The 13,767-nt window shown below is 64.5% G+C and carries 13 protein-coding genes, 2 tRNA genes and 1 other RNA gene; 9 read left to right on the forward strand and 7 right to left on the reverse strand.

Features of this window, described 5'->3' with window-relative positions:
- Positions 1–127: 127 nt before the first annotated feature.
- Positions 128–892, reverse strand: a complete 765-nt coding sequence (locus PY310_RS18910) for a YaaA family protein (RefSeq protein ID WP_275216065.1) — start codon at positions 890–892, stop codon at positions 128–130.
- A gap of 61 nt (positions 893–953) precedes the next feature.
- Entirely contained in the window at positions 954–1,781 is an 828-nt protein-coding gene (locus PY310_RS18915) for a slipin family protein (protein WP_275216066.1), read from the reverse strand.
- A 133-nt stretch (positions 1,782–1,914) separates the two neighbouring features.
- On the opposite strand from PY310_RS18915, the gene rnpB reads away from it, so the two are divergent.
- From rnpB to PY310_RS18935, 4 genes are all read left to right on the forward strand, one after another.
- An RNA gene (rnpB, locus tag PY310_RS18920) (RNase P RNA component class A) lies at positions 1,915–2,300 on the forward strand.
- 256 nt (positions 2,301–2,556) lie between these two features.
- A complete protein-coding gene (locus PY310_RS18925) occupies positions 2,557–4,035 on the forward strand; it encodes a glyceraldehyde-3-phosphate dehydrogenase (protein WP_275216067.1) in 1,479 nt (492 codons plus the stop codon).
- A 90-nt stretch (positions 4,036–4,125) separates the two neighbouring features.
- Entirely contained in the window at positions 4,126–4,329 is a 204-nt protein-coding gene (locus PY310_RS18930; RefSeq protein WP_275216068.1) for a hypothetical protein, read from the forward strand.
- Positions 4,330–4,430: 101 nt separating this feature from the next.
- Positions 4,431–5,228 carry an HNH endonuclease family protein gene (locus tag PY310_RS18935; protein ID WP_275216069.1) on the forward strand — a complete coding sequence of 266 codons (798 nt, stop codon included), beginning with the start codon at positions 4,431–4,433 and terminating at the stop codon, positions 5,226–5,228.
- 26 nt (positions 5,229–5,254) lie between these two features.
- On the opposite strand, the gene def is transcribed toward PY310_RS18935, so the two are convergent.
- From def to orn, 3 genes are all read right to left on the reverse strand, one after another.
- Positions 5,255–5,827: a peptide deformylase gene (gene def, locus PY310_RS18940; RefSeq protein WP_275216071.1), complete on the reverse strand. Its 573-nt coding sequence runs from the start codon at positions 5,825–5,827 to the stop codon at positions 5,255–5,257.
- 113 nt (positions 5,828–5,940) lie between these two features.
- A tRNA-His gene (locus PY310_RS18945) sits at positions 5,941–6,013 on the reverse strand.
- Positions 6,014–6,140: 127 nt separating this feature from the next.
- Positions 6,141–6,761 carry an oligoribonuclease gene (gene orn, locus PY310_RS18950; RefSeq protein WP_275216072.1) on the reverse strand — a complete coding sequence of 207 codons (621 nt, stop codon included), beginning with the start codon at positions 6,759–6,761 and terminating at the stop codon, positions 6,141–6,143.
- Positions 6,762–6,921: 160 nt separating this feature from the next.
- On the opposite strand from orn, the gene mptB reads away from it, so the two are divergent.
- Positions 6,922–8,478, forward strand: coding sequence for a polyprenol phosphomannose-dependent alpha 1,6 mannosyltransferase MptB (mptB, locus tag PY310_RS18955; RefSeq protein ID WP_275216073.1), 1,557 nt, complete (start codon positions 6,922–6,924; stop codon positions 8,476–8,478).
- Here mptB and PY310_RS18960 read toward each other — a convergent pair.
- Positions 8,475–9,158, reverse strand: a complete 684-nt coding sequence (locus tag PY310_RS18960) for a DNA alkylation repair protein (RefSeq protein ID WP_275216074.1) — start codon at positions 9,156–9,158, stop codon at positions 8,475–8,477. The two genes, mptB and PY310_RS18960, sit on opposite strands and share 4 nt — an antisense overlap.
- Before the next feature lie 212 nt (positions 9,159–9,370).
- Here PY310_RS18960 and PY310_RS18965 point away from each other — a divergent pair, with 212 nt between their 5' ends.
- Positions 9,371–11,512, forward strand: coding sequence for an amylo-alpha-1,6-glucosidase (locus tag PY310_RS18965; protein WP_275216075.1), 2,142 nt, complete (start codon positions 9,371–9,373; stop codon positions 11,510–11,512).
- Between the two features lie 95 nt (positions 11,513–11,607).
- A complete protein-coding gene (locus tag PY310_RS18970) occupies positions 11,608–12,042 on the forward strand; it encodes a hypothetical protein (protein WP_275216077.1) in 435 nt (144 codons plus the stop codon).
- A 162-nt stretch (positions 12,043–12,204) separates the two neighbouring features.
- On the opposite strand, the gene PY310_RS18975 is transcribed toward PY310_RS18970, so the two are convergent.
- Positions 12,205–12,280, reverse strand: a tRNA-Arg gene (locus PY310_RS18975).
- Between the two features lie 208 nt (positions 12,281–12,488).
- Here PY310_RS18975 and PY310_RS18980 point away from each other — a divergent pair.
- The gene (locus PY310_RS18980) at positions 12,489–13,019 is read left to right on the forward strand and encodes a single-stranded DNA-binding protein (protein WP_275216078.1); all 531 of its coding nucleotides are present in this window, start codon (positions 12,489–12,491) and stop codon (positions 13,017–13,019) included.
- Between the two features lie 126 nt (positions 13,020–13,145).
- The gene (locus tag PY310_RS18985; RefSeq protein WP_275216079.1) at positions 13,146–13,742 is read left to right on the forward strand and encodes a DUF6993 domain-containing protein; all 597 of its coding nucleotides are present in this window, start codon (positions 13,146–13,148) and stop codon (positions 13,740–13,742) included.
- Positions 13,743–13,767: the final 25 nt, after the last annotated feature.

Raw genomic sequence — 13,767 nt, forward strand, 5'->3', positions numbered from 1 at the left:
GCCGTCTGCGACTTCGCGAGCACCTCCAACAAAGCACGCTGGGAATCAGAAACCACCAAAGCAGGAGCAATGTTCGCCATGACACAAGCTTAACGCTCAAAGCATCAACTATTTTGGAGACACACCACTAGTTGGGGAGGATGATGTTCAACGCATGCGGCGTGCGGGCTGAACCGTCCACAAGCTCCGCTTCCCATTTCTCGCGGGCTGCCTTGAGCAGCTGAGCTGGTGTCTGCGGGGCCTTGCCGCGGCGGGACAGCAAATGCCGGGCCAATTCCCCGCGCGTGTACTTCGCGAAGTGGCTCACCACCTTGCGTACACCGTTCACCTCGGTGAAAACGTTGACGGCTACGGTTTGCGCCGGCGGGGGCGCCCACGCCGCGGCGTAAGTGCTGGAGCGGCAGTCCACCAGCAGGTGCCCGGCGGCCGCATCCGCGAGGGCCTCCGAAAGCTGCGGCTTCCAGAAAGAGGCGAGGCGGCCGACGTCGGGCAGTGCGGTTCCCATCGACAGCCGGTACGCGGGCACCCGGTCAGCGAAGCGGATGGCGCCCCACAACGCGGAAACCACCAGCACCGATTCATCCGCCGTGCGGCGCTGTGTCGGTGTCAGCGTCTTGTAACCGAGGGCGTCGTAAAGAACGCCCGAATAGATTTGGTGGGCAGGCGCCGCCGGTTCGGCATGGAGCCGGGTGTTGCGTTCGACGTCGTCCCTGAGTGAGGCCCCGACGCCCAGCAAAGCGAGGGCGTCCTGGTGCGCGCTGACCGTCCCCAGTGCTTCGAGGACTTTCGCCCGGTACGGGTTGAGCGCCGGAAAGCTCAGTGCGGGCCAGTCGACGGCGGACCCGCGGACTGCGGGGGTCTTTCCTTCGGAGGGGGGAAGCAGAATCAGCACCGTACGATCCTACCGGCGACGGCGATACCACCCGGTAGCGCCGGTCCCGGCGCGTGGGTCTCTACGCAGCCTTGATGGGGGTGGCGGACGTAGCGCCGGGATTGTGGGCTTGGGCCGCCTGCGTTTCGCGTGCAAGGAACGCCGAGAGTTCGCCAATGGTACTCATCAGCGGGGCCGGGAAGACGACGGTGGAGTTCTTGTCCACCGCAATCTCCACGAGCGACTGCAGGTTCCGCAGCTGCAGGGCCAACGGGTGGGCCATCATGGTGTCCGAGGCCTCCCCGAGTGCGGCGGCCGCGATGGATTCGCCTTCAGCTGCGATGATCTTCGCCCGCTTCTCGCGCTCGGCCTCGGCCTGCCGCGCCATCGCCCGTTTCATCCCCTCAGGAAGCTGGATATCCTTCAGCTCAACCAGGGTCACCTCCACACCCCAGGCGAGAGTAAGCGCGTCCAGGATCTCGCGGATGTCGCTGTTGATTCGCTCGGTTTCGGACAGCGTCTGGTCCAGGCTGTGCCTGCCGACCACCTTCCGGAGCGTGGTCTGGGCGATCTGGTTGATCGCCGCCGCGACGTTCTCGATGGCGACCACTGACTTCACGGCGTCCACAACGCGGTAGTAGGCCACGGCGGAGATGTCCACGCTGACGTTGTCCTGGGTGATGATTCCCTGTGACTGGATCGGCATGGTCACGATCCGCAGGCTGACCAGGTGAAGCCTGTCAACCACTGGAATGATGAAGCGCAGGCCCGGCATGCGGACCCCGGCCACGCGGCCCAGCCGGAACAACACGCCCTGCTCGTACTGGCGCACAATCCTCACCGACATCCTGGCGAGGATGATCAGGACAAGGAGGACAAGGACAAGCACAACAACGGCGGTGAGGTCCATACGATCACTTCCCGGCTTGGATGGTCCCCGGGCCGTGACCAGCGGCCGGTTCCTCCCTCCATTGTCCCACTTGGGCCCCGGAAAGGAACCAACGACGGCGGTGCCTCCTTCCCCCGGTAGACTGGGTTCCGGATGGGTTGACCAGGCGGCCGCGCGCCACGCAAGTGGCTCGAGGAACGTCCGGGCTCCACAGGGCAGGGTGGTGGGTAACGCCCACTCGGGGTAACCCGCAGGCCAGTGCCACAGAGAACAGACCGCCTGCGTCTTCCGGCAACGGAAGGCAGCAGGTAAGGGTGAAACGGTGGTGTAAGAGACCACCAGCTTCCCGGGTGACCGGGAAGGCTAGGTAAACCCCACCCGGAGCAAGGCCAGACAGGACACGATTGAGGGCTGCCCGCCCGAGTGTCCGGGTAGGCCGCTGGAGGGCGTCGGCAACGGCGTCCGTAGATGGATGGCCGCTACTCCCGCGCTGGTAACGGCGGGGGAGCACAGAACCCGGCGTATCGGTCAACCCATCCGCTCAAACTGCCATGGCTGGCATGTGAGTGACTTCACGTCGGCCGCGGCTGTCGCGGGCAGGGACCCCGCTTAGAATAGAGAACGAACGTAGAAGTTCCGCCACCGGGTCTGCGTTCGCAGCCGGTGGTTTTCTTTACGCGTCTCCACGGCACCCGGGATGTACAGAATCCCGCGGGTGCCAGAGCCCCTGGTCAACGTCAGGTGGCCTACAACCGCATACGAGGACGTATGCGGCTGAACCGAGGAAGGTAGTTCTGTGAGCCAGACGTCAGATTCTTGTCTTGATACGTGGATGGGCCGGGAGGCTCTCGCTGAGGCGATGATTCCGGTGATTGGCCGGCTGTACCGCGAAAACAACGTGGTGACCAGCATCCACGGCCGCAGCCTGATCAATAAGTCCACCATGAACATCCTGAAGGCGCACCGGTTTGCCCGCCGCATGAGCAACACCGAGCTGCTCCTCGAGGAGACGGCACCGCTGCTGAACACCCTGGCGCAGCTGGACCTTGGTGCTGCTGCCATCGACGTGGCCCGCCTGGCCGAAAAGTACAAGCTTGAAGGCAACGGCGCGTCCTTGGAGGAGTTCCTCCGCGCCGAACTGGCCGACGTTGTGGGCAAGCGCGGCGCCGACGACCGGACCAGCACCGACGTTGTGCTCTACGGCTTTGGCCGGATCGGCCGCCTGCTGGCCCGCCTCCTGATCGAAAAGGCCGGCGGCGGCCACGGCCTGCGCCTGCGTGCCATCGTGGTCCGCCGCGGATCGGACAAGGACCTTACCAAGCGTGCCAGCCTGCTGCGCCGCGACTCGGTCCACGGCTCCTTCGAAGGCACCATCCGGGTGGACGAGGACGCCAACACCATCACCGCCAACGGTGTGCAGGTCCAGGTCATCTACTCGGACAACCCGGCCACGATCGACTACACCGCCTACGGCATCAAGGATGCCCTGGTGGTGGACAACACCGGCCGCTGGCGCGACGCCGAGGGCCTGTCCCAGCACCTGCAGAGCAAAGGCGTTGCCCGCGTACTCCTCACCGCTCCCGGCAAGGGCGCGCTGAAGAACATTGTGCACGGCATCAACCACGGCAGCATCGAGGACACCGACCAGATCGTCTCGGCGGCCTCCTGCACCACCAACGCCATCACCCCGGTCCTGAAGGCCATCAACGACAAATTCGGCGTGATCCACGGACACGTCGAGACCGTCCACTCCTTCACCAATGACCAGAACCTGATCGACAACTTCCACAAGGGTGACCGCCGCGGCCGCTCCGCCGCGCTGAACATGGTCATCACCGAGACCGGTGCCGCCACCGCCGTCGCGAAGGCGCTCCCGGAACTCCAGGGCAAGCTCTCCGGCAGTTCCATCCGCGTCCCCACCCCGGACGTCTCCCTGGCCATCCTGAACCTGAGCCTGGAAAACGGCACCACCAAGGATGAGGTGAACGATTACCTGCGCCAGATGTCCCTGCATTCGGACCTGCGCAAGCAGATCGACTACATCGATTCGCCCGAGGTCGTGTCCACGGACTTCGTCGGTTCCCGCCGGGCCGGCATCGTGGATGGCCTTGCCACCATCTCCAACGACAAGAACGTCATCCTGTACGTCTGGTACGACAACGAGTTCGGCTACAGCTGCCAGGTTGTCCGGGTCATGGAGGAAATGGCCGGCGTCAACCCGCCGTCCTTCCCCGCCAAGGAACCTGCCGCTGCCCTGGCCGCAATCGCCGTCTGACTAACGGCTGGGCAGGCCTGTGGCTGTGTTCCCAGCCAATTCCCGGCTGATTCGCTGGAATCAGCCGGGAATCGGGACCACACTGGTGCCATGGATAACGAGACGCTTCACGAGACCACCCTTGAACACGCCCTTGATGTCGCCAAAGCCAATCATAAGGAAGCTGCCAGGCTTCTTGAGCAGGCACGTGCCGCCCATGCTGCCGGCGACGTCGGCGAAGACCGCGTTCAGCAGCTGGAAAGCCTCCTGCATTTGGCCGAAGAGGACCTTCGCCGCGTAATCCGGGAGCAGTAGTTCCGGCCACCCTTCCTCCCCACTGTGGATAACCGCCGCCGTGTCTGTGGGGTGGCCTAGGCTCTTCTGGTGGATGACATAACCGGAAGAGTTCCCGAGCCATGACTGCCAGTTGGAGCGCCTATCGCCGGGCGCGCCGGCGCTCGAGGCAGGCGTGGGCCTTGCTGGTCCTTCTTGGGCTCTCGACGCTGGCAGCCGGAGTGTGGTTTTTCACGGCCGGCCAGTTCGCCGCTGTTGAGCCTGCTGTTAGCGGGCCGAGCGAAGCGCCGGTGTTTGACGCGGCCTGGATGAAGCCGGTGGTGCCTGTATATCCGGTCCCGCAGGGGAGCGCCAGGGCTGCCCTGGAGGGGTTGGCTGTCAAGGGGCGTGCCTCTAAGGACACCTATCGGCGCGAAGCGTTTGGGCAAGCGTGGCAGGACGTCGACCGGAACGGCTGCGACACCCGCAACGACATTCTCCGGCGGGACCTCACAGGAGTGGGCTTCACGGAAGGGTCCAAGTGCAAGGTGACGTCGGGATCCATCGTGGAGCCCTACACGGGTAGGGCCGTGGAGTTCCGTCGCGGGCCGGAGAGCAGCAAGGAACTCCAGATTGACCATGTTGTGGCGCTCGGTGACGCGTGGCAGAAAGGCGCGCAGGCTCTGACGCTGCAGCAGCGTCAGAGCCTTGCGAACGATCCGCTGAACCTTATGGCTGCGGACGGGCCGGCGAATCAGGAAAAGGGCGCCGGTGACGCCGCTACCTGGCTGCCGAAGAACAAGAACATCCGCTGCCACTATGTGGCCCGCCAGATTTCAGTGAAGGCGTCTTACGGCCTGTGGATCACCCAGCCGGAGAAGGAAGCGATGCGACGGGTTCTGGACTCTTGCCCGGACCAGCCCACCGTCGCGGCAAGGTAAGCGCCACCCCAACTGCCTCCGCTGCCTCAGTGCCCGAACGGGTCGGGGTCCACACCCGGCATCCAGGTCAGACCCGGAACGCCCCACCCGCTCTTCTTGGCCAGCTTTTTGGCTTTGCGTGAATAACGGTCCAGCAGCCGGTCCACATACAGTTTGCCGTCCAAATGGTCGTATTCATGTTGGATTACCCGCGCGAACCAGCCCGTCGCTTCAAAGTCGACCGGCTGCCCGTTGCCGTCGAAGCCCTGGACACGGGCCCACTCCGCGCGTTTGAGCGGGAACTGGCCGCCCGGGAAGGACAGGCAGCCCTCTTCCTCTTCATCGGGGTCAGGCAGTGCGCCCGAAACTTTGGAGAGCGTTAGGACCGGGTTCACCAGCACGCCGGCCGGGGGAGCGCCGTCCTCGTTCGCGTACTTGTAGACGAAAATTCGCTTGCCTACGCCCACCTGGGGGGCCGCCAGGCCCACACCGTTGGCAGCATCATTGGTTTCGAACATATCGGCAATCAGGGTGCGCAGTTCATCGTCGAACTCCTCCACCTCGGCGGCACGGCGGTGAAGTACCGGTTCTCCCCAGATGGTGATCGGCAGAACTGTCATGGCGGTGACCCTTCGTGCGTGCGGCATGGTGCCGGCATTTGTGCAAAAAAGAAGGCCGTACCGGATATCCGGTACGGCCTCCAAACTGACGGCTTCTTCTGCCGTCCTATGAGGGTGAGCTACGGGGGTTGAACCCGCGACCTCCTGGACCACAACCAGGCGCTCTGCCAACTGAGCTAAGCCCACCATGTGCCTGCAGTGTTCCGGTGACCCGGTCCTCTGGAAAGGCAACTCAAATAGCTTACCTGCTGTTCGGCGATGGTTGTGCCACTTTTGCCCTTTTCGCGGAAAATTCCCGGAAACGTGGCGCAGATTACTCTGCCGGGGCCTGCCCGCCGGTGATCCGCTGGGCAATGCCGCGTGCTGTGGCGCTGTCCGGTCCGGGGGCCGCAACAAAAACGGCCTCGCGGTAGTAGCGCAGCTCGTCAATGGAGTCTTTGATGTCGCCGAGGGCCCGGTGCCCGCCCTTCTTGGCGGGGGACTGGAAGTAGGCCCGGGCAAACCAGCGCCGGGAGAGTTCCTTGATGGTGCTGACATCGATGACCCGGTAGTGCAGGTGCTCTACCACGGCCGGCATGTCCCGCGAGAGGAAGACGCGGTCTGTTCCCACGGAGTTGCCGCCCAGCGGAGCCTTACGGGGATCCGGAACCCACTTTTCGATGTATTCCATGACGGCGGCCTCCGCTTCAGCCATGGTCTTGCCGTGCGGCAATTCCTCAAGCAGCCCGGAGCGGGTGTGCATGTCCCGGACGAAGTCGTTCATCTGGGCGAGGGCGGCGTCCTCCGGTTTGATGACAACGTCCACTCCATCGCCCAGGATATTCAGCTCCGAGTCCGTCACCAGTGCCGCCACCTCGATCAGGGCGTCGTTCTTGATGTCCAGGCCAGTCATTTCGCAGTCGATCCAGACGATGCGTTCGTTAGTTATAGGCACCGGACCAGCCTACCGTTTAGCTCCGCTGCAACCGTCCGATGCTAGGATTTCGGAGACAGAGGGGCTGGGATTGCGGCCGCTGTGCTGTGCCTTCGTGGCCCGGGCGGCTACCGCGGCCCGCTGGGTCGAAGCGCTGAAAGCAAAGAGATTGGATCCTGAGATGACGGCGCCTGTGCCTGCAACGGGGGAGATGGCCGCCGCAGTGATCCCCGGGCCCGGTGCGGCCGAAGTGGATAACCCGCGGTCCCCGATCCTGGCCGGTTTTGTCGGCTCGGTCTTTATGGCCATCGGCTCTGTAGGCGTCGGTTGGCTGGCGCCGGTCTCCGAACTCCGCCGCGTGCCGATCTTCATCTGGATGCGCACTGAGGCAATCGGTGTTGCCTTGGCCATCGTGCTCGTGGCCGTTGGCGGCATGCTCCTCGTCCGTTCCTGGCTGCGGCTCGGCCAGCGCGTCCGGGTCTGGGGGCCCGAAGCGCGCAAGGCCACCCTGCAGGCAGTCGCAGCGTGGGGCCTGCCGATGGTGGTCAGTGTCCCGCTGTTCAGCCGTGACGTGTACGCCTACATCGGCCAGGGCCGTCTTATGGTGGAGGGTTTCAACCCGTACGAGAACGGCATCTCGGCGCTGTCCAACTACTTCCAGCTCGGCGCCGACCGGTTGTGGACCGAGGCCCCCGTGCCTTACGGCCAGCTGTTCCTGTGGATAGAACAGTTTGTGGTCTGGTCCACGAATGTCCATCCCGAGGGCAGCGTGATGCTCTTCAGGCTGGTGGCACTGGTCGGCGTGGTGCTTTGCATCATCTATGTGCCGAAGCTGGCTGAGCTGCACGGCGTCAACCCGCACCGGGCCCTCTGGCTGACCGCGGCCAACCCCTTGTTCCTGACCAACTTCATCGCCAGCGTCCACAACGATGCCCTCATGATCGGACTCGCGCTGGCCGGGCTGTATTACGCGGCCACCAGGCGGGTGGTGCTTGGAATAGTTCTGGTGACGCTGTCCATCGCCGTCAAACCCATCACGGTGGTGTTCCTGCCGTTTATTGGTCTGATGTGGGCGGGTAAGAACGCCGGCTGGCCCCGCAAGTTCCTCTTCTGGGCCCTGACAGGCGGCCTGAGCCTCGCCTTGCTGTACGCCCTGAGCCTGGTCAACGGCTTCGGCTTCGGCTGGATCAACGGACTCTCGGCTCCAGGCAGCATCTTCATCTGGTACGCCCCGGTGGGGCTCGTGGGCCTCGTGGTCTCCTCCATTTCCAACGCTTTCGGGCTGGACGGCGGGACGTTGGCAGGCTGGGTGTTCGACGCCGGCAAGCTGCTTGCCGTGGGCATCGTCGCCTTCCAGATTTTCCGGGGGGAGCATGAGCGCCTGATCCGGCGCCTCACCCTGGCCTTCGCCGCAGTTGTGGTGCTGGCGCCCATGATCCAGTCCTGGTATGTGGTGTGGCTGATACCGCTCTTTGCCGTGACAGGTATCCGGAACGACTGGCAGGTCAAGGCACTCTATTTCATTGTGTCGTTCTTCATGATCTACGCGATCTCCGACCAACTGGAAGTGTTCCCCTATCTGCAGACCGAGGACCTGGGATTGCCACTGATCCTTGCCCGGTTTGCCGCTGCGATCACCGGGCTCCTCTTTGGCCTGTACCTGATCTTCATGGATCCGCGTACCAAGCGGCTGTTCCGGAAGACGGGCGAGCCTGTTACGGAACGCCCGGTCATTTAGGGTTCGACGTGCCGTAGGGCTTCCTTTCGCGACAAAGGACTCAGTTGCCTGGCGTGTTGTGCCACAAAATCTTTGACCCAGCCGGGGTTGGTCTTGGCGAACTCACGCAGTGCCCAGCCGATGGCCTTCCGAATGAAGAACTCCGGGTCATCCAGGCTGGCCTCGATCACGGCGCCCAGGAGATCGGTATCGGTGGCGGCCTTGGCCTTCAGCTGGGAGGTAATGGCAGCGCGCCGGATCCATAAGTCCGCATCCCTGCTCCACTCCAGCAGCACGGGGGTCATCAGCGACCGGTGTGCCAGCAGGAGGCCGCAGATCCTTGGGCCCACCCCGTCCACGAAGTCCCACCAGGCGCCCGTTCGAACTATTTCCTCATAAACCGGGAGCATCCCGGCGTCCCTCGCTACCAGCCGGAGTGCCGTGAGTTCGATCGCGGCGTACCGTTCTTCCCGCCAGCGCGCTTCCCGCCACAGCACCAGGACGGTTGCCCGCAACTCGTCCGGCGTCTGAACCGGAGCGGCAGCTGCCGCGGCCAGGACGCAACGGCGAACCTCCGGAACCCTGACGCCCAGGGAAAGGATGGATGACTTCATGTAGGCCTGCATCCCGGCCGCACGCACAGGATCGGCACGGTCCGCAAGCGCTGTCCGGATCGCGGCCACGAGTTCGCGGTTCTCCATCCAGCAACTTTAGCCACCCCGCATGATCCCGCCCGGCGTCCGGATCCCGCCCCGCGCCGCATGCCGGTTCGACCGTTCCTGACCGCCATCCCGGGCGAGGGTCGCCGCCTCCCGGTGTACCGCCGTCGAGCCTCTTGCAGTGGCGGGTGATCCTCCCTAGTTTTATGGAAGATGGTTTGGCTTTGCGGGTATCGCTGCGGGAGAGGCTACGAATGGCCGGGTGGGGTGTCGGGAACAGCGCCGGGTCGGCGGGTCCGGGGGCACTCACCCTGGTCCAGGGAACATCGTTCTGCATCTCAGCCCCCAACGGGGACATGGCCGCGTGTCTTCCGCACGGACTGTTCTTCCAGGACACGCGATTCATCAGTGAATGGATGCTGAAGGTTCAGGGCCTGCCCCTTGAGTCCCTCTCCGCCACCACCCCGGAGCCGTTTCATGGGGTCTTCGTTGGAAGACCGCGCAGGGACGATCACGCCGATACCTCCTTGCTCATTGACCGGGAACGCAAGCTTGGGGAGGGTCTCCTTGAAACGGTCACGGTGCACAACTACTCCCAGGGGCCGATGCAATGCCGGGTAGAGCTGTTCCCCGACGCGGACTTTGCCAGCTTGTTCGAGGTGAAGGAAGGCAGGCAGGCCCCGCGCGAGCACTGTTCCCGCCGCTTGACGCCGGAAGGCCTTGAGCTGGAGTCAGAGCGGGACGGCCACACCGAACGCATCACGGTCGCTTTCGCCGGATCACGGCTGGAGGGGGATTCGCTGGTGCTGGAGACAACCATCGCCGCCCACGGGCAATGGTCAGGGACCATCTCGGCAAAACCCGTGCTGGCCGGCACGGGCGGTCACGCGAGCGCCGCAGCAGGGGGCGTGCCGGTGGCGGATGCCTTGCGCCGTGTCATGGAGTGGCGCGCATCCATGCCCACGGCAAATTTGCGGGATGAGGCCGTGGAAAGGGTCATCCGGCGCAGCCAGGAGGACCTCGGGTCGCTCCGAATCTTCAACCCCGATCAGCCGGACCGCGCCGTGGTTGCAGCCGGCGCACCGTGGTTCATGGCGCTCTTTGGCCGGGACAGCCTGCTCACGTCATTCATGTCCCTGCTCCTGGACCCGTCACTGGCCAAAGGCACCCTCCTGACGTTGGCGGAGCACCAGGGAACCAAAGTGGACGCCGCTTCGGAGGAGGAGCCGGGCCGCATCCTTCACGAAGTCCGCCTCGGAGCCACCGCCGGGCTCGCGCTGGGGGGCAGCGGAGTTTATTACGGCACCATCGATGCGACCCCGCTTTTTGTGATCGTCCTGGCCGAGCTGGCCAGATGGGGCCTTGATGATGCAGCGATGCGCCAACTGCTTCCTGCCGCGGACCGGGCTATTCGCTGGATGGAGGATTACGGGGACCGGGACGGCGATGGCTTTATTGAATATCAGCGGAAAACGGAAAGGGGCTTGCGCAACCAGGGATGGAAGGACTCCGGAGACGGGATCAATTTCGCTGACGGGACCCTCGCCGAACCACCCATCGCCCTGTGCGAGGTCCAGGGATACGCGTATGCCGCATATATCGGCCGGGCGCTGCTGGCCACGGCTGCCGGTGACGCGCGGACAGCAGAAAGTTGCGTGGCAAAGGCGACCAGCCTGAAGCAGGCGTTCAATGAACAGTTCTGGCTTTCGGACCGCGGGTATTTCGCTATTGCCTTGGATAAGGACAAAAAACCTGTTGACGCGCTCGCGTCCAACATGGCCCATTGCCTGTGGACAGGCATCGTGGACAACGACAAGGCCGCGCAGGTGGCCGGACACTTGGTGTCTCCCGAAATGTTTACCGGCTGGGGGATCAGAACCCTGGCATCAACCATGGGGGCCTATAACCCGGCCAGTTACCATAACGGGTCCGTGTGGCCGCATGACAACGCCATCGCGGCGGCGGGCCTGATGCGGCATGGCTTCGTTGATGAGGCCCGGAAAGTGGCCTACGCATTGCTTGAGGCTGCGGATCGCTTCAATGGCCGGCTGCCGGAACTCTTTTGTGGTCTCGACCGCGCCAGATACCCCGAGCCAGTCCCATACCCGGCCTCGTGTTCCCCGCAGGCATGGGCGTCGGCAGCACCGGTTCAGCTCATCAGGACGCTGCTGCGTTTTGACCCGGGATTGCCTTGGGACGAGGTGTGGCTGGCACCCACACTGCCGCCGCGGAATACCCACTTCCACTTCGATAATGTGCCCTTCTCAGGGGACGGGCGCCTGTCCATCCACATCGACGATGAGTCAGTGGACGTCAGTGGACTGCCTCAAAGTATCAAGCTCCGCCGCGAACCGCGGCCTCCGCTCAGCGAACTGTTCAACCTGGGCGGCCACTAAGGTGGTCCCTGAGGAATCATGGTGGGAGACCGCGGCCTGGCTAGACTTAAGTTGCGCGGCAAAGACGCAGCGCTCTTTTCGGGAAAGGCACGATCATGACCCAAAACAGTGGCTCCGAAGACACCCCGAATGAGGCAGCCAAGGAGGAGCCGCCGGCAGAACCGGACCTCCGCGGCCGGTACGTCGAAGGCGACTACGGGAAGGCCGGATCGCAGACGGGCCGCCACGCGGACGATGAAGAAGGCCGCTACGGCGAGGGAAACTATGGCGCCGCCGGAAGCGAAGGCGGGCTGCCCGAGCCGCTCGGAGACAAGGCCGGAGAGTCGGGCAGGTACGTCCAGGCCGACTACGGTGCTGCCGGGTCGGTGCCAGGGCGCACCGCGGCGTCCGAGGTTGGGCGGTATCCGGAGGGCAGCTACGGGGCGGGCGGTTCAGTGGACCCCGCCAGGAAGGCGAAGGCGGTCCCCGGGGAAGTCCCGGAGGCCGGCTCTGAATCCGGTACGGCATCCGGAGTGGACCAAAAGGAATAAGTCCAGGAGCCCACTCAGGTCTGCCGATGAAGTCCTGGTGAGCACAGAACAGGGCGACCGCCCGCACCACGCAGGCTGAACCGATACGGGAACACCCCGGTCCGAAGACCGGGGTGTTTGTGTGTCTCTACGCATCTGCACGCGAAGAAACGCCTCATACAGTGGTGCCCCAGGAGGGAATCGAACCCCCGACCGGCGGATTAGAAGGCCGCTGCTCTATCCCCTGAGCTACTGGGGCACGTGGCGCCACGACCAGAAATCCGGCGCATGAAGAAGTTTACATTGCCCCGGGTGCGGCTGCGCCAAAGCCGCGCCATGCACTTGTCCTCCACACGGCAGTCCACGGCGGGTTGTCCACATACAGGCTCTTCTCCCTCGCGGCCTGATGCTGACCGCGCGAAGCTGGTTTTGCCGCTAAGGCACACCTTCCGAGACAGGACAAGACAATGAGCGATTACGTAACGTTCCGGGGCTTCGTCGCCACCGACATCAGGACCTCCACCACCACAACGGGTGTCGGAACGGCCTCGTTCCGCCTTGGGTCAACGGCCCGGCGCTTCGACCGGAGTACGAGTACCTGGGTGGACACGCACACCAACTGGTTCACGGTCCAGGGGTACCGGCAACTGGCCGGGAACATGGGGTGCAGCATCAAGAAAGGCCAGCGCGTGATTGTGGTGGGCCGGCTCAAGCTGCGCACATGGGAGAAAGACGGCCGCGTCCATTTCGCACACGAAATCGATGCGGAGTCCGTGGGTCACGATCTTATGTGGGGTTCGGCCAACTACATTCGCACGGTCAACAATGGGCCGCAGCATGCAAACGAGGACGGACCTGCCGATCCCGACGAGGACCGGGACACCGACGAACGGGAACACGGTGACGGTGATGCGGCCGCCGTCTTCGTTGAGGATAGTGACGGTAACTACGTTCCGGTCGACGCTGAGACCGGCGAACTCGTCGAGTCCGCCGTCTGAGGTGGAGGCTGGAGTCATCACGCAGGACGCGCGGCGGCGGGGTGCCGGCCCTCAGCCGGCACTCCGGCGGACCTCAGCCGGCACCCCGGCGTCCCTCCGAGGGTGGCGCCGTGACAGAATGGCGGCATGAAGCGCACGACCGTCAAGCGGCAGGCAACCTCCGTCATCAGCCGGCCGGCGCTTACCCGGCAGCGCAGAACAGTCATGGGCAGGGCTGTGGTGCTGCTGGCGGTCGGCGGCCTGACTTCCGTTGTGCTGTCGGGTTGCACCGCCGGTCCGTCGGCCACCCCGCCGGCGGCCGGCACCCAGCCACCGGCCACACAATCGCCGGCGCAAGGCGCCGGGTCCGGCACTGCTGCAGCACCTGGACCAGGCAGCCCGGCAACCGGCACGGCCGGGAAGGCCGGGGCCACGGCGCCGGAGAGCCCTGCCACCGCCGCAATGAGACAGACCGTGACGGCTGCGTTGAACCGGCTCGCCGCGGGAACCCCCAAACCGGCCACCGCTCAGGTAACGGAGGCTTTGACTGGCGCCGGTGTCCAGCCATCAGTCCTGGAAGTATCGGCGAGCCGCACGCCCACGGGGCTGGAAGCGGATGCCATTGAATCCGCTGTGCTGCAAGGCACAGACTGCGTGTTCGGCCACATCCGGGACGGCAGCGTGACGGTCACGGTCCTGCCGGTGCTTACCACCGGGAAGTGCTTCGTAGGGGCAGCAGCCTAAGGCGCCGAATGTGAGTTCTGCCCGC

Source organism: Pseudarthrobacter naphthalenicus (assembly GCF_029076445.1).
In the GTDB taxonomy this organism is placed as follows: Bacteria; Actinomycetota; Actinomycetes; order Actinomycetales; family Micrococcaceae; genus Arthrobacter; species Arthrobacter naphthalenicus.